Annotated in this window: 12 protein-coding genes and 2 tRNA genes; 9 read left to right on the top strand and 5 right to left on the bottom strand. The window is 35.1% G+C overall.

Annotation, left to right across the window (positions count from 1 at the left end; all coding sequences use genetic code 11):
- Window positions 1-8: 8 nt before the first annotated feature.
- From comD to OCF95_RS04715, 4 genes are all read left to right on the top strand, one after another.
- A complete protein-coding gene (gene comD, locus OCF95_RS04730) occupies window positions 9-1334 on the top strand; it encodes a sensor histidine kinase (protein WP_247930370.1) in 1326 nt (441 codons plus the stop codon).
- Window positions 1331-2083 carry a competence system response regulator transcription factor ComE gene (comE, locus tag OCF95_RS04725; protein ID WP_261104997.1) on the top strand — a complete coding sequence of 251 codons (753 nt, stop codon included), beginning with the start codon at window positions 1331-1333 and terminating at the stop codon, window positions 2081-2083. The genes comD and comE overlap by 4 nt, the downstream gene beginning before the upstream one ends.
- A 51-nt stretch (window positions 2084-2134) precedes the next feature.
- Window positions 2135-2206 (top strand) — tRNA-Glu (locus tag OCF95_RS04720).
- Window positions 2207-2211: 5 nt separating this feature from the next.
- A tRNA-Asn gene (locus tag OCF95_RS04715) sits at window positions 2212-2285 on the top strand.
- A 40-nt stretch (window positions 2286-2325) separates the two neighbouring features.
- Here the strand turns inward: OCF95_RS04715 and OCF95_RS04710 are convergent.
- On the bottom strand, window positions 2326-2868 hold the full coding sequence (locus OCF95_RS04710; RefSeq protein ID WP_001158275.1) for a TetR/AcrR family transcriptional regulator: 543 nt from the start codon (window positions 2866-2868) through the stop codon (window positions 2326-2328).
- A gap of 127 nt (window positions 2869-2995) precedes the next feature.
- Between OCF95_RS04710 and OCF95_RS04705 the strand changes: the two genes are divergently transcribed.
- Window positions 2996-5638 (top strand): YhgE/Pip domain-containing protein, encoded by a 2643-nt coding sequence (locus tag OCF95_RS04705; RefSeq protein WP_261104996.1) that lies wholly within the window; start codon window positions 2996-2998, stop codon window positions 5636-5638.
- Window positions 5639-5668: 30 nt separating this feature from the next.
- On the opposite strand, the gene OCF95_RS04700 is transcribed toward OCF95_RS04705, so the two are convergent.
- Together OCF95_RS04700 and OCF95_RS04695 are read right to left on the bottom strand one after the other, a co-directional pair.
- Window positions 5669-8212 (bottom strand): YfhO family protein, encoded by a 2544-nt coding sequence (locus OCF95_RS04700; protein WP_049499089.1) that lies wholly within the window; start codon window positions 8210-8212, stop codon window positions 5669-5671.
- A 59-nt stretch (window positions 8213-8271) separates the two neighbouring features.
- Window positions 8272-9894: an ATP-binding cassette domain-containing protein gene (locus OCF95_RS04695; RefSeq protein WP_000958774.1), complete on the bottom strand. Its 1623-nt coding sequence runs from the start codon at window positions 9892-9894 to the stop codon at window positions 8272-8274.
- Window positions 9895-10099: 205 nt separating this feature from the next.
- On the opposite strand from OCF95_RS04695, the gene trpS reads away from it, so the two are divergent.
- Both trpS and guaB read left to right on the top strand, forming a co-directional pair.
- Window positions 10100-11125 (top strand): tryptophan--tRNA ligase, encoded by a 1026-nt coding sequence (trpS, locus tag OCF95_RS04690; protein ID WP_020902301.1) that lies wholly within the window; start codon window positions 10100-10102, stop codon window positions 11123-11125.
- Between the two features lie 151 nt (window positions 11126-11276).
- Entirely contained in the window at window positions 11277-12755 is a 1479-nt protein-coding gene (gene guaB, locus OCF95_RS04685; RefSeq protein WP_000073418.1) for an IMP dehydrogenase, read from the top strand.
- 51 nt (window positions 12756-12806) lie between these two features.
- On the opposite strand, the gene recF is transcribed toward guaB, so the two are convergent.
- Together recF and yaaA are read right to left on the bottom strand one after the other, a co-directional pair.
- Window positions 12807-13904, bottom strand: a complete 1098-nt coding sequence (gene recF, locus OCF95_RS04680; RefSeq protein ID WP_078238557.1) for a DNA replication/repair protein RecF — start codon at window positions 13902-13904, stop codon at window positions 12807-12809.
- A 2-nt stretch (window positions 13905-13906) separates the two neighbouring features.
- Window positions 13907-14275, bottom strand: coding sequence for a S4 domain-containing protein YaaA (yaaA, locus tag OCF95_RS04675; RefSeq protein ID WP_000455897.1), 369 nt, complete (start codon window positions 14273-14275; stop codon window positions 13907-13909).
- A gap of 158 nt (window positions 14276-14433) precedes the next feature.
- Here yaaA and yfmF point away from each other — a divergent pair, with 158 nt between their 5' ends.
- Together yfmF and yfmH are read left to right on the top strand one after the other, a co-directional pair.
- Window positions 14434-15684 (top strand): EF-P 5-aminopentanol modification-associated protein YfmF, encoded by a 1251-nt coding sequence (gene yfmF, locus OCF95_RS04670; RefSeq protein ID WP_237447119.1) that lies wholly within the window; start codon window positions 14434-14436, stop codon window positions 15682-15684.
- Window positions 15681-16964: an EF-P 5-aminopentanol modification-associated protein YfmH gene (gene yfmH / locus OCF95_RS04665; protein WP_237447120.1), complete on the top strand. Its 1284-nt coding sequence runs from the start codon at window positions 15681-15683 to the stop codon at window positions 16962-16964. Before yfmF ends, yfmH begins: the two co-directional genes overlap by 4 nt.
- Window positions 16965-16988 lie beyond the last annotated feature (24 nt).

The following is a 16988-nucleotide window of genomic DNA, read 5'->3' as shown; positions in this document are numbered from 1 at the left end:
GTGTCAGAATGAATTTTTTCTTAGTAGTAGATTTTATATTATATTTTTTTATTATTAGTCACAGTTACAGTTTAATTTGCAAAGGTCAAATAAAAGAAAAGGAACTATACGTTTTTGGTGCTTATACATTACTAGTAGAAATAGTACTTAGCCTTTCCTTTTATCTTCTAAATTTAGATGGGTTAGGAATTGCAACATTTTTATTTCCTTTGGGTTTATATTCCTATTTTCGATGGATTAAACAGTATGAGAGGGATAGAGGACTATTCCTAAGTTTACTACTATCTCTTTTATATGAGAGCACTCATACCTTTCTGTCCGTAACTTTCTCCTCTCTAACAGGAGACAATTTTGTTTTACAATATTATGACCCATTCTTTTTCGTTGTAACGGTATTGACCTATTTTATTATCTTAAAAATCATTCATTATTTCCACTTGGAACTAACCTATTTTGACAAAGACTACCTCTATCCTTTCTTGAAAAAAGTATTTTTTGCTTTACTATTGCTACATATTGTATCTTTCGTTTCAGATATGGTAAGTACGATTAAACATTTGAATAGTTTTGGAAGTATTCTATCATCTATTGTCTTTATATCTCTCCTTCTGACCTTCTTTGCAATGAATTCTCATAAAGAACAAATGGAGAAAGAAATTGCGTTGAAGCAGAAGAAATTTGAACAGAAACATTTACAAAACTATACAGATGAAATTGTTGGTCTGTATAATGAAATTCGTGGTTTTCGACATGATTATGCTGGGATGCTTGTCAGCATGCAGATGGCAATTGACAGTGGTGATTTACAGGAAATTGACAGAGTTTACAATAAAGTTTTAGTCAAAGCAAATCATAAACTGCGTTCAGATAAGTACACTTACTTTGATTTGAACAATATAGAAGATTCAGCTTTACGAAGTTTGGTTGCCCAGTCCATTGTCTATGCTCGAAATAATGGTGTAGAGTTTACACTGGAAGTAAAAGATACGATTACCAAGCTTCCAATAGACCTGCTGGATTTAGTTCGTATTATGAGTGTTTTATTGAACAATGCTGTCGAAGGATCGGCTGATAGTTATAAAAAGCAGATGGAAGTAGCAGTTATTAAGATGGAAACTGAAACAGTGATTGTGATTCAGAATTCATGTAAAATGACGATGACTCCTTCAGGAGATCTATTTGCTTTAGGATTCTCTACTAAGGGAAGAAATCGTGGAGTCGGATTAAATAATGTGAAAGAACTACTGGATAAGTACAACAATATTATTTTAGAAACAGAGATGGAAGGCAGTACATTTAGACAAATCATTAGATTTAAGAGGGAATTTGAATGAAAGTTTTAATTTTAGAAGATGTTATTGAACATCAAGTGAGACTAGAGAGAATATTGGATGAAATTTCGAAAGAATCGAATATTCCAATATCATACAAGACAACGGGAAAAGTTCGTGAGTTTAAGGAATATATCGAAAATGATGAAGTAAACCAGCTTTATTTTCTAGATATTGATATTCATGGAATTGAGAAAAAAGGGTTTGAAGTTGCTCAGTTTATTCGTCATCACAATCCTTACGCTATTATCGTCTTTATCACTAGTCGGTCAGAGTTTGCGACTTTGACCTATAAATACCAGGTATCAGCCCTAGATTTTGTTGATAAGGATATCAATGATGAGATGTTCAAGAAGAGAATTGAGCAAAATATCTTCTATACGAAGAGTATGTTACTTGAAAATGAAGATGTGGTAGATTATTTTGATTACAATTACAAGGGAAATGATTTAAAAATCCCTTACCATGATATTTTGTATATTGAAACGACGGGAGTATCTCATAAATTGCGCATTATTGGTAAGAATTTTGCAAAAGAATTTTATGGTACCATGACAGATATTCAGGAAAAGGACAAACATACTCAGCGATTTTATTCTCCTCATAAGTCATTTTTGGTAAATATAGGCAATATCAGAGAAATTGATCGAAAAAACCTAGAAATTGTTTTCTATGAAGACCATCGTTGTCCTATTTCAAGATTAAAAATTAGAAAATTGAAAGATATTCTAGAGAAAAAATCTCAAAAGTAATTGACAATTAGCAAGAAATTGATATAATGGTTATATCTGCTACAGATAGAAGGTCCGTTGGTCAAGGGGTTAAGACACCGCCTTTTCACGGCGGTAACACGGGTTCGAATCCCGTACGGACTATTTTATCCGCCATAGCTCAGTTGGTAGTAGCGCATGACTGTTAATCATGATGTCGTAGGTTCGAGTCCTACTGGCGGAGTATAGATAAAAGGGAACACAGTGTTGTTCCCTTTTTTGCATCAATTCGTATCACCAAGCATCTTCATAAGGAAGTCTGTTATTTCTTGAGGACTTTCTTTTTTTCCATGTGCAATCCAAGTTTGGCAAACACCAAAAAGTGCGTGAGTTAGATAGATGCTACTGTATTCTAATTCAGTGGTATTGAGATTCAGTTGCATAAAGCGTTTTTGTAAATCTGTGCTGAGCATGATATGAAGTTTATTTCTTAAGAAATTTTGGATTTCTTTGGTCCCATTTTCAGAAAGAAGAGCAGCCAGAAGTGGTTCTGACTCTAGATATTCAAAGACTTCTAGAATAGCGTCTCTTTTGTGATGAGCATGTTTTTGAAAAATATATTCAAATGTATGAAATAGCTTGCTTTGATAGTGCTCAATCATATCATACTTATCCTTATAGTGAGTATAGAAGCTGGAACGACTAATTCCGGCTTTTTCTGCTAACTTGACAGTAGAAATTTGATCAAATGGCTGTTCCATCAGTAATTGTACCATAGCATTTTCAATAGTTCGCTTTGTTTTTAAGCGTTTGTTACTTTCTTGCATACTTCCTCCTTGTGAACAAATTAGACTATGTGTCTAAAAATTGATTTTTTATCTTGTAATTTAGATTTTTTAATGTATAATCTATTATATCAAAATTTTAGACAATATGTTTAAAAAAGGAGAAACTATGTTTAAAGAATGGAAAGCAATTTTTAAAAAACCAACCTTTATTATTGTCATGATAGGAATTTCTCTTATTCCCGCTCTGTACAATATCATATTTTTATCCTCAATGTGGGATCCATATGGTCAAGTGTCTGACTTACCTGTGGCAGTTGTCAATAATGATAAAGAGGCCTCTTATAATGGTAATAGCATGTCTATAGGAAAAGACATGGTGTCTAATTTAGAGCAAAATAAATCATTGGATTTTCATTTTGTAGATGAAGAAGAAGGTAAGAAGGGTCTAGAAAACGGTGATTATTATATGGTAGTCACTTTGCCAAGTGACTTGTCTGAAAAAGCAGCTTCTATTTTAACGGATCACCCTGAGCAAATGCAAATCGATTATCAGACTTCAAGTGGTCATAGCTTTATTGCCAGCAAGATGAGTGATTCTGCAATGACACAATTAAAGCAGAGTGTTTCTACCAATGTAACCGAGACCTATACTAAAGCTTTATTCAACAAAATGGTCGATTTAAAGGATGGTATGAGTCAAGCAGCTTCTGGAAGTGAAAAACTAACTGATGGAGCGAATCAGTTAGTGGCAGGAAGTCAAACATTAACTATTAACCTAAACTCTTTAGCAGCTTCAAGTTTAACATTTTCAAATGGAACGGAGCAGTTTACTAAAGGATTATCCTCTTATGTCTCTGGTGTTGAACAACTTCATCTTGGCTTAGGGAATTTTAATAGTGGTTTAGTTACATATACTGGTGCAGTGAGTCAATTAGATAGTGGGTTAGGTCAATTATCTTCTAAAAGCCCTGAATTAGTGAGGGGAATTAATCAATTATATACTGGTGTAGAATCTTATACTGGCGGTGTTTCTAAGCTCAATGCTGGTCTTAATCAATTTTCATCTGGTGTTAGTGCCTATACAAATGGAGTGGGAAATCTTGCAACAGGTGCTAATCAGTTATCTAATCAATCAGCTACACTTCGAATGGGTGTGGAGCAATTAAGTGAAGGGATTCAACAACTTTCTAGCAAGTTAGATACTTCGTCTGAGCAAAAAGATCAAATTAATAAATTATCTTCTGGTTTGAATCAGTTAAATCAAGCTATTCAAAATATTGATGTTGGAGATACAAAACAATTAGATTCTGTTTTATCAAGTATAGTATCTCTTTCTAATCAAATGTTAGCAAGTGTTCAGTCTGATAAAGCGACTACATTAGCCAATATTCAATCGACAGCAGCTTATCAATCATTGACAAGTGAGCAACAAGCTGAGATAAGCGCTTCTGTATCTCAAAATTCGACTGATAGTATTCAATCGGCTCAGTCAATTGTAGCTTTAGCTCAAGGTTTACAGGGAAGTTTGGAAAACTTACAAAATCAGTCTTTTAATCTTTCGACTTTAAAAAATCAAGCTAATCAAGTATTACCTATCGCTTCTAGTTCTTTGACAGAATTGTCAAGTGGATTAACAGAGATACAAGGAGCTGTTGCTAGCAAATTAGTTCCTGCCAGTCAGTCTATTACATCAGGTGTAAATGCATATACTGCAGGTGTTGATAAAGTTTCTCAAGGCGCAAGTCAACTAAGTGAAAAGAATTCCACCTTGACAGGTAGTTTGGACCAATTAGTTTCAGGCTCAACTACCTTGACACAAAAATCTTCTAACTTGACAGCAGGAGTTGGTCAATTAGTTGAAAAAACTCCAGAATTAGTGTCTGGTATTGAAAAATTATCAACTGGCTCTAACCAATTGAATCAAAAGAGTCAAGAATTGATAGCAGGAGTTGATAAATTGCAATCAGGCTCTAGCCAACTAGCTGACAAATCCAGTCAGTTAATTTCAGGTGCTTCTCAATTAGAAAGTGGAGCTAATAAATTGGCAAATGGAGCTGGGAAACTAGCAGAAGGTGGAACAAAGTTAACTTCTGGCTTGGAAGGTTTACAGACAGGAGTTGCTTCTTTAGGACAAGGACTAGGTAATGCTAGTGATCAGCTCAAATCAGAATCTACGGAATCTCAAAATGCAGAGATTTTGTCAAATCCTCTCAATCTTTCCAAAACAGACAATGATCAAGTTCCTGTAAATGGAATCGCAATGGCTCCTTATATGATATCAGTTGCTCTTTTTGTTGCAGCAATATCAACGAATATGATCTTTGCGAAGTTGCCTTCAGGACGTCATCCAGAGAGTCGTTGGGCTTGGTTGAAATCTCGAGCAGAAATAAATGGTATTATAGCTGTTTTGGCAGGAATTTTGGTATATGGAGGAGTTCATCTTATTGGTCTAACGGCTAATCATGAGATGAGAACATTTATTCTCATTATCCTAACAAGTTTAGTATTCATGTCCATGGTGACCGCTTTAACAACATGGAATAGCCGTATAGGAGCTTTCTTTTCTCTTATTTTGCTTTTATTACAGTTAGCATCAAGTGCAGGTACTTACCCGCTTGCTTTGACAAATGATTTCTTTAGAGCTATTAATCCCTGGTTACCAATGAGTTATTCAGTTTCGGGATTACGACAAACAATCTCTATGACAGGAAATATTCATCATCAAGTCGTTTACCTTGTCGTGATATTAGCCCTATTTATTGGTTTAGGTATGCTAGCCTATCAACCTAAGAAAATGGAAGAAGATTAAAAAAATCGACCGATTAATTGGTCGATTTTTTTATGTCTTAGATGACTTTCGTTTGTGATTATAAATTCCAAATAGTAAAAGTGAAGTAAAGGAACAGATTGATCCAGTAATAAAACCATTGGGAATAAAGGAAAGTGTAATAGTTCCTTTTCCCTTGGGAACATCAACTTTCATAAATCCAGTTTGAGCTTGTTTAATTTCTATTTTCTTATCATCTTGGTAGGCAGACCAACCTTTGTCATAAGGAATGGTGAAGAAAATAGATGTATCTTGTTGGACATCATATGTAGCAAAAACCTTGTTTTTAGAAGTTGATACTGTTACAGGCTGTTCTTTAATTTTTTGAATTGCCTCAGTTAAAGTTTGGGTATCTAAACGATAGAAGGTAGGAGATTCAAATGATACTTGTGAATTTCCAGGGAAACTAACATTGATATTGAAAGTTTTTTTCTCTTTTGTATAGCCTAGATTAAAGAAGGAGAAGATATTATCAGTTGTAAAAGTCTTTTTTTCACCATTTACAAGGATGTCAACTTTCTTTTGTTTATCATTAGAAAAGTGAAGATTTGTGAAAGAAAGATAAACTTGGCTGTTTTCTGGTACTTCAATTTGATACTGGATTGCTGCATCCTCATTTGAAGAACTTGTAACACTAATCAAATCATCAGTATTTTCTGTTTTGTCATAAGGGATTGGAGAAAAATAATCAAAATTGACGTTAGCAAGTTGATTTAAAAATGAGGCCTGATTATCCAAGGTATGTTCATTGAACTTGACATCATTGTAAACAGATTGACTAGCAAATGCAATCGGAAGAGAGTATTGATTTTCATATAGGGTAAGATTATCTTTTTGATAGATATCTTTAAAACCATACTTATCAATAGGACTGTCTGAGATATTGTACTGGATACCAAATAAACTATCAGCCAAAATACTATTATTTGCATAGCGGAGATTGAGATTAGTCCCAGAGGATTTAAACCCGAGTTTATCCAAAGTAGAGCTTGCTGAACGATTTCGAACAGATGAAAATTGAGAGATTCCATTGTAGTTGAATTTCATACTGTCATTTCCTGTCTGAGTTTGTAGTTTTTCAGTACGAGTAAATTGATTTCCAATATCTGTTGAGAAAGATTCCATAGCTGGGATATCTCGATTATATGAACTTCGAGAAGCAAAACCCCATTCTTTAGCAATTCCGTCCATTTGAGATGAAGCATTTAAACTCATTTCAACCATTATAAATAAAGAGATTAGAATGGCAAATAGATTTACAGAGATAAACTTTTTGATAACTGCAAGGAGTAAAAGCGAATAGACAACCAAAAATTCAAGAGTAAGCAGAATATTCAAATCTGTTAAAAAAGAATAATGCGATTTTAGATAGATGGTAGCTAAAAATCCTGTTACTATAAGAAAAAGCGAAACTAAAAAATTCCAGATTTTAATTTCTTTCAGACGATTTAAGACTTCCGCTGCTGTGTAAATTAACAAGGTAGAGAAAATCCAAGCATAGCGATGTAAAAACATGTTTGGAGTATGCATGCCTTGCCAAAATAAATCAAGAACTTCAATATAAAAGCTTGCAATTAGAAATGTAAAGAAGATTGCATAGATAAGTTTCACATGAAACTTAATAGATTTCAGCGTAAAAAATAAAATGGTCAAAATAAAGGGAAGTAGTCCAACAAAAATCATTGGGATGGCCCCATACTTTGTTGTATCAAAGGAACCGATGAATTGCTTAGCAAAAAGATCAAGATACCAGCTACTTTCAGTTTGAAACTTTGTAACTTCAGTCAATTTTTCCCCATGTGTCTGTAAATCAAACAGAGTAGGAAGAATCAGAATCAAACTAGCCATACCAGCTAAAACAGAGGTGATTATGAAATCAAGAAAAGATGATTTTCGGGTTTTAAAGTCCCAAGAAATTTGACAGAGATACCAGAAAATAAGAAACAATGCTGTCATATAGCCAAAATAATAGTTTTGGATAAATAAGATTGACAGACTTGTAAAGTACAATAGGAATTTCTTTTTAGTGATGAGTATCTGTAAACCAGTTATAATTAAAGGAATCAAGATAAAAACATCTAGCCAGGTTTTTATCTCTAATTGACTGACAGTGAAACTCATCAGAGCATAGGAAGTAGATAAAGCTAGTTTTAAAGGATTAGGAATCGATTGAAATAATTTATTTAAACTAAAGTAAGTTGACAGTCCAATCAATCCAAATTTTAAGAGAGTTGTCAGATAGACAGCATCTGGCATATTAGTTAGATCAAAAAAGTAAACTAGTGGTGAAAGGAAACTACCCAAGTAATAACTAGATAGGGCATAGAAATTCAATCCGAGGCCACTTGTAAAGGTGTAGAACAAACTACCATTTCCGTGTAGGATATTTCTTAGAGCTATATCAAAAATAACGTATTGATGAAACCCATCTCCTAATAGTGGAGATGTATCGCTATTCCAGTAGATACCTTGAGATAGATATACTCCTATCATAATGATTATGGGAATGATGAAAGAAACAAAATAGGTCCAATATGTTTTAAAAAATAATTTCATGTTACCTCATAAAATGTTAGAAAACTCAGCTGGTTAACCCAACTGAGTTTTGAATTTTTTTAGTCTTTCCAAAGTTCTTTAACTTTTGCTTGTACTTCTGCATTCTCTAGGAATTCATCATAGGTTTCATCGATACGGTCAATGACGCCATTTTTAGACAAGACAATGATATGGTTGGCTAGAGTTTGAATAAACTCGTGGTCATGGCTGGCAAAGATGATTGATTCTTTAAAGTTTTTCAATCCATCATTCAAGCTTGAGATAGATTCCAAGTCCAAGTGATTGGTTGGATCATCGAGGACAAGGACATTTGATTTTAAGAGCATGAGTTTTGAAAGCATGACACGAACTTTTTCTCCCCCTGACAAGACATTTACAGGTTTGTTAACCTCATCTCCAGAGAAGAGCATACGGCCGAGGAAGCCACGTAGGAAAGTATTGTCATCTTCTTCTTTACTTGCGAATTGACGCAACCAGTCAAGGATTGACTCTCCTCCTGCAAAATCTGCCGAGTTATCTTTTGGCAAGTAAGAACGGCTAGTAGTTACTCCCCACTTGACAGTTCCTTCATAGTCAATGTCCCCCATGATTGCACGAATTAATGCAGTCGTTTGGATGTCATTTTGTCCAATAAGCGCTGTCTTATCACCTGGACGCAAGATAAAGCTGATATTATCTAAAATAGTCTCACCATCAATCTTTACAGTTAGATTTTCTACTGTCAAGAGATCATTACCAATCTCACGTTCCGCTTTAAAGTTGATAAATGGATATTTACGACTAGATGGTACAATTTCTTCAAGTTCAATCTTATCAAGCATTTTCTTACGTGATGTTGCTTGCCTTGATTTAGAAGCATTAGCAGAGAAACGAGCAACGAATTCTTGCAATTGTTTAATTTTTTCTTCTGCTTTAGCATTACGGTCTGCTAGCAATTTAGCAGCGAGTTCAGAAGATTCCTTCCAGAAGTCATAGTTTCCGACATAGAGTTTGATTTTTCCGAAGTCAAGGTCGGCCATGTGAGTACATACTTTGTTTAAGAAGTGACGGTCGTGTGATACTACGATAACGGTGTTATCAAAATCAATCAAGAAGTCTTCTAGCCATGTAATTGATTGGATATCCAAACCATTGGTCGGCTCGTCCAAAAGAAGGACATCTGGTTTACCAAAAAGTGCTTTGGCGAGGAGAACCTTTACTTTTTCACCGTTGGCCAATTCGCTCATATTTTGATAGTGCAATTCTTCTGGGATATTTAGGTTTTGAAGGAGTTGAGAGGCTTCACTTTCTGCTTCCCATCCTCCAAGCTCGGCAAACTCTCCTTCAAGTTCTGCAGCACGCACTCCATCTTCGTCTGAGAAATCTTCCTTCATGTAGATGGCATCTTTCTCTTTCATGATGCTATAAAGTTTTTCATTTCCCATGATAACAACATCAATGGCACGTTCATCTTCATAGTCAAAGTGATTTTGACGAAGAACAGAGAGACGTTCATCTGGACCAAGAGAGATGTGACCAGTAGTAGGTTCGATATCTCCAGCTAAAATTTTTAAAAAGGTTGATTTTCCGGCACCATTAGCACCGATCAATCCGTAAGTATTTCCTTCTGTAAATTTGATATTGACATCATCAAAAAGTTTGCGATCACTAAAACGTAGTGAAACATCAGATACTGTAAGCAATGTTTTTCTCCTATATATGTAATATATTTATTCTACTAGAAAATACGGAAATATTCAAATTTTTATCTGTCAATTTTGTGTAAATTAAATTTACAGCATACTTTACACAAATCCGTAAATAGCAAGGCTGATTTATTTTGATAAATTACGGTTATTTCATTAAAAAAATGCTATAATTGAAGGGACTATATCGAAGGAGAACAAAATGACTAAACCCATTATTTTAACAGGAGACCGTCCAACAGGAAAATTGCATATTGGACATTATGTTGGAAGTCTCAAAAATCGAGTATTATTACAGGAAGAGGATAAGTATGATATGTTTGTGTTCTTGGCTGACCAACAAGCCTTGACAGATCATGCTAAAGACCCTCAAACCATTGTAGAGTCTATCGGAAATGTGGCTTTGGATTACCTTGCAGTTGGATTGGATCCAAGTAAGTCAACTATTTTTATTCAAAGCCAGATTCCAGAGTTGGCTGAGTTGTCTATGTATTATATGAATTTAGTGTCATTAGCACGTTTGGAGCGCAATCCAACTGTCAAGACAGAAATTGCTCAGAAGGGATTTGGAGAAAGCATTCCAACAGGATTTTTGGTTTATCCAATTGCACAAGCAGCTGACATCACAGCCTTTAAGGCCAACTATGTTCCTGTTGGGACAGATCAGAAACCAATGATTGAGCAGACTCGTGAAATTGTTCGTTCTTTTAACAATGCATATAACTGTGATGTCTTGGTAGAACCGGAAGGTATTTATCCAGAAAATGAGAGAGCAGGGCGTTTGCCTGGTTTAGATGGGAATGCTAAAATGTCTAAATCACTCAATAATGGTATTTATTTAGCTGATGATGCGGATACTTTGCGTAAAAAAGTAATGAGTATGTATACAGATCCAAATCATATCCGCGTTGAGGATCCAGGTAAAATTGAAGGAAATATGGTTTTCCATTATCTAGATGTTTTTGGTCGTCTAGAAGATGCTCAAGAAATTGCTGACATGAAAGAACATTATCAACGAGGTGGTCTTGGTGATGTGAAGACCAAGCGTTATCTACTTGAAATATTAGAACGTGAACTTGGTCCTATTCGTGAGCGCCGTATCGAATTTGCTAAGGATATGGGAGAAGTTTATAATATGCTTCAAAAAGGTAGTGAAAGAGCGCGTGAAGTTGCAGGTCAAACCCTATCTGAGGTTAAAGGAGCAATGGGACTCCATTACTTTAACTAAGTTTATTTTACAAGAAACTATCATTTCTATCTAGAAGAAAAGATAGTTTTTTATTTACCCCTGTAACATTTGACAAATTTTTATAGAATGGTATGATAGATACAATATAAAAAGAGTCAAGCTCAAAAAGAAAGAAAAGAGGAAACTTCGAATGTCTAATTGGGACACTAAATTTTTGAAAAAAGGTTTTACCTTTGATGATGTATTGCTTATTCCAGCTGAAAGTCATGTGTTGCCTAACGATGCTGATTTAACAACTAAATTGGCAGATAATTTGACTTTAAATATCCCAATTATTACCGCTGCCATGGACACAGTTACAGAGAGTCAAATGGCCATTGCTATTGCTCGTGCAGGTGGTCTCGGAGTTATCCATAAAAACATGTCAATTGCTCAACAAGCAGACGAGGTTCGTAAGGTAAAACGTTCTGAAAATGGAGTTATTATTGATCCGTTCTTCTTGACGCCTGAACATACAATTGCTGAAGCAGATGAGCTTATGGGGCGTTACCGCATCAGTGGTGTTCCAGTTGTTGAAACACTTGAAAATCGTAAATTGGTTGGTATTTTGACAAACCGAGATCTTCGTTTTATTTCAGATTATAACCAACCAATCTCAAATCATATGACTAGTGAAAATCTTGTTACTGCTCCTGTGGGTACAGATCTTGCAACAGCTGAGAGTATTCTTCAAGAGCACCGTATTGAGAAACTTCCTTTAGTAGATGAAGAAGGTCGTCTTTCTGGTTTGATTACTATCAAAGATATTGAAAAAGTTATTGAGTTTCCAAATGCTGCTAAAGATGAGTTTGGTCGTCTATTAGTTGCAGGTGCAGTAGGTGTTACTTCAGATACATTTGAACGTGCAGAGGCTCTTTTTGAAGCAGGAGCGGATGCGATTGTTATTGATACTGCACATGGTCATTCTGCAGGTGTCTTGCGTAAAATTGCTGAGATTCGTGCTCACTTCCCAGATCGTACTTTGATTGCTGGAAATATTGCAACTGCTGAGGGAGCGCGCGCACTTTACGAAGCAGGTGTAGATGTTGTCAAGGTTGGGATTGGACCAGGTTCAATCTGTACTACTCGTGTGATTGCTGGTGTTGGTGTTCCGCAAGTAACAGCTATCTACGATGCTGCAGCTGTTGCGCGTGAATATGGTAAAACGATCATTGCTGACGGTGGAATCAAGTATTCTGGAGATATCGTAAAAGCCCTTGCTGCAGGTGGAAATGCTGTTATGCTTGGATCAATGTTTGCTGGAACTGATGAAGCTCCAGGTGAGACTGAAATCTTCCAAGGACGTAAGTTCAAGACTTACCGTGGTATGGGATCAATTGCTGCTATGAAAAAAGGTTCAAGCGATCGTTACTTCCAAGGTTCTGTCAATGAAGCAAACAAACTTGTTCCAGAAGGAATTGAAGGTCGTGTTGCTTATAAAGGAGCTGCAGCTGACATTGTCTTCCAAATGATTGGTGGTATTCGCTCTGGTATGGGTTATTGTGGTGCAGCTAACCTTAAAGAACTACACGATAATGCTCAATTTATTGAAATGTCTGGTGCTGGTTTGAAAGAGAGCCATCCTCATGATGTACAAATTACTAATGAGGCACCAAATTATTCTATGTAAAAAAACAATGAAAAGAACTCCAGTAAAAACAGGAGTTCTTTTACAATGTTGTCAATTTTCATTTACAGTAACTTTACCATCCTGAATAGTGAAGATACTTAGATTTTCTGGCAGATTTTGAAGATGATCTAAGCTGGTTGTTGTGATAAAGGTTTGGATTGAATGAGAAATTGTTTCTAATAATTTTAGTTGTCGAGTGTTGTCAAGTTCGCTCATAACATCGTCAAGCAATAATATCGGAGATTCTGTAGTAATACTTTCCATTAACTCGATTTCTGCTAATTTTATAGAGAGGACGAGACTACGATGTTGACCTTGACTTCCAAAACTAGCATCCATCCCATTTATATAAAAAGAAATGTCATCTCGATGAGGACCGACACCAGTATTCTTTTTAAATAAATCTCTGGATCTACTTTTTTCTAAAGCAATTTTGAAAGATTCGGATAAGCCTTCTTTGTCAGTTAGCTTGACAGAAGATTGATAGGATATTGACAACTCTTCAATCTGATTAGAGAGTTCAAAATGTTTCTTACGGCCAAAATATTCTAGTTTTTTTATGAAATCTAAGCGGTGATTCATTACACGACATCCATAATCGATTAGCTGATCATCTAAGACTGAAAGGAAGGTTTCATCTATTTTTTGAGCTGATTTTAGATAAGTGTTTCTTTGTTTTAGGATGTGGTTATAATTGGTTAAGTCTGATAGATAGATGGGCTTAATTTGTCCAAGCTCCATATCAATGAATTTTCGTCGAACTGAAGGTGCTCCTTTAATTAGTTGTAAATCTTCAGGAGCAAATAAGACAACATTCATGTGTCCGACATAATCTGAAAGTCGTGCCTGTTTTAAGTGATTAACTTTTGTCACACGGCCTTTTTGTGTTAGTTCGATTTCTAGAGGAATGGATCCAGTTTTTTTCTGAACGAGACCTGAAAGATGAAGTTGTTCCTCATCAAAATGAATGAGATTTTTATCTGTTCGAGTTCGATGACTGCGTGTTAAGGCTAAAAAATAGATAGCCTCTAACATATTTGTTTTACCTTGCGCATTACGTCCTAAAAAGATATTTAATTTAGGATTAAAGTCTATTTTCGTCTCTTTGTAGTTACGAAAAGTTTTGAGAGATAGGTGTTGTAGCCACATGATTATCTACCAGGGAATCGCGGAGCTTGTTTGCTTTTGGGTGATGAAGTAGGTTTTGATTTGTCTTTTTTTACTCCTTTATTCATCTCCTTAACAAGTTTAGCGATTCGTTCTTTTTCAACTTTATCAGCTTGGTATTCATCTTGTTCTTCAGAAGTAGGTTGTGTCAACAAGATGTCAATATTCATGTCAGGGATGTCAACTTTATCACCAATACGAAGTTTTTTACCACGACGACTCTCTAATTCCCCATTAAAGTAAACAGAATGTTCAGAGAGAAATGATTTGATAGCTCCTCCGCTATGTGTAATTCCAAGTTCTTTGAGTAGTGCTTGGAGGGTAATAAATTCTTCAAATAATTTGTATTCCATAATTCACCTCAATCTTTGGTATTATACCATATTTTCCTAAAAATAGTGAGAGAAACAAGGAGTAATGTAAGCGATTTTTATTTCAAAAGTGTTACAGAGAACAAGAAAATTTCAGGTTTTCGTGATATAATAGAAGTCTGTATATAAGGAGGTAAATCATGGAGTTAGTGTATGGAATTTCAACACATTTTATCCAATCAAAGAAGTTTAAAACGAACAAAATTACCGTGCGTTTTACCTCTCCATTATCCCTCGATACGATTGCAGGTCGCATGTTGAGTGCGAGTATGCTAGAAACGTCCAACCAGATGTACTCCACTTCTCAAGCTTTGAGAAGACACTTGGCCAGTCTATATGGTACAGATATGTCAACCAATTGTTTTAGAAGAGGGCAAAGTCATATTGTAGAATTGACATTTACCTATGTTCGTGATGAGTTTTTAAGTAGGAAAAATGTGCTAACTTCTCAGGTTTTGGAACTAGTAAAAGAAACTCTTTTTTCACCCGTAGTAGTTGATAATGGGTTTGATCCGGCCTTATTTGAAATTGAGAAAAAACAATTGCTAGCAAGTTTAGCAGCTGATATGGATGATTCTTTTTATTTTGCACATAAAGAATTGGATAAATTGTTTTTTCATGATGAACGTCTCCAATTGGAATATAGTGATTTACGAAATCGTATTTTAGCTGAAACTCCACAAAATTCTTATTCTTGTTTCAAAGAATTTTTGGCCAATGATCGAATAGATTTCTTTTTCCTAGGTGATTTTAATGAGGTTGAAATTCAAAATGTATTAGAATCATTTGGCTTTAAAGGTCGAAAAGGAGATGTGAAGGTTCAGTATTGTCAACCTTATTCCAATATCCTTCAGGAAGGTATGGTTCGGAAAAATGTGGGACAATCCATTTTGGAATTAGGTTATCATTGTCCTGTTGAATATGGTGATGAGCAACATTTATCCATGATTGTAATGAATGGTTTACTGGGTGGATTTGCTCACTCTAAACTATTTACAAATGTCCGTGAAAATGCTGGATTGGCTTATACTATTTCAAGTCAGCTTGATTTATTTAGTGGGTTCTTGAGGATGTATGCTGGTATCGATCGAGAAAATCGGAACCAGGCTCGTAAAATGATGAATAATCAACTGCTTGATTTAAAAAAAGGATATTTTACAGAGCTTGAATTAGAGCAGACCAAGGAAATGATTCGTCGATCTTTGTTGCTTTCTCAAGATAATCAATCTTCATTGATTGAACGTGCTTATCAAAATGCCTTACTTGGAAAATCTTCAGCAGACTTTAAAAGTTGGATTGCAAAACTCGAGCAAGTTGACAAAGATGCTATTTGTAAAGCAGCTAGTAATGTGAAACTACAAGCGATTTACTTTATGGAAGGAATAGAATGACAAAGGTTGTTTTTGAAGAAAAATACTATCCAGCTGTAAAAGAAATGGTTTATCGAACTCGTTTGGCCAACGGATTGATAGTAGCTCTTCTACCTAAAAAGGAATTTAAAGAGGTTTACGGGAGTGTAACTGTACAGTTTGGTTCGGTAGATACGCTTGTCACAGAAGTTGACGGATATGTAAAACAATATCCTGCGGGAATTGCTCATTTTCTTGAACATAAATTGTTTGAGAGAGAAAATGCTAGCGATTTGATGTCGGCTTTCACGAGTCTAGGTGCAGATAGTAATGCCTTTACAAGCTTTACAAAAACAAGCTATCTTTTTTCAGCAACGGATCATTTTTTAGAAAATTTAGACTTACTTGATGAATTGGTAACATCAGCACATTTTACTGAAGATTCCATTTTAAGAGAGCAGGATATTATCCAGCAAGAACGAGAAATGTATCAAGATGATCCGGATTCGTGTTTATTCTTTTCAACTTTAGCGAATTTGTATCCTGGTACACCTTTAGCAACTGATATAGTTGGAAGTGAGGAGTCAATTTCCCAAATCAATCTAACTAATTTGCAAGAAAATTTTACAAGATTTTACAAACCTGTAAACATGTCTCTGTTTTTAGTTGGTAATTTTGATGTGGATCAGGTACAGGATTATTTTGAAAGAAAAGAACTGGAGGATTTAGATGTTCAGGAACTAGCAAGAGAAAAGTTTGTTTTACAACCTGTAAAGCAAACAGACAGCATGAGGATGGAAGTATCTTCTCCCAAACTAGCGATTGGTGTTAGAGGTAAACAAGAAGTTGCTGAAGCGGATTGCTATCGACATCATATTTTATTAAAATTATTGTTTGCAATGATGTTTGGTTGGACTTCGGATCGTTTTCAGAAATTATATGAATCAGGTAAAATTGCCGCATCCTTATCTCTGGAAGTTGAAGTAACAAGTCGCTTTCATTTTGTCATGTTGACAATGGATACAAAAGAGCCAGTTGCTTTATCTCATCAGTTTAGGAAGGCTATTCGTAATTTTACAAAGGATTTAGATATTACAGAGGATCATTTAGATATTATTAAAAGAGAGATGTTTGGAGAATTTTTCAGTAGCATGAACTCTCTTGAATTTATTGCAACGCAATATGATGCTTTTGAAAATGGTGAGACAATTTTTGATTTGCCAAAAATTTTACAGGAAATTACTTTAGAGGATGTCCTTGATGCTGGACATCATTTAATAGATGATGGTGATATAGTTGATTTTACAATATTCCCATCGTAGTAACCTATCATAATCGATACTAGA

Source organism: Streptococcus mitis (genome assembly GCF_946188615.1).
In the GTDB taxonomy this organism is placed as follows: domain Bacteria; phylum Bacillota; class Bacilli; order Lactobacillales; family Streptococcaceae; genus Streptococcus; species Streptococcus mitis_BZ.
Note: the sequence above shows the minus strand (reverse complement) of the source record. Positions and strands in the feature narration are given on the sequence as shown.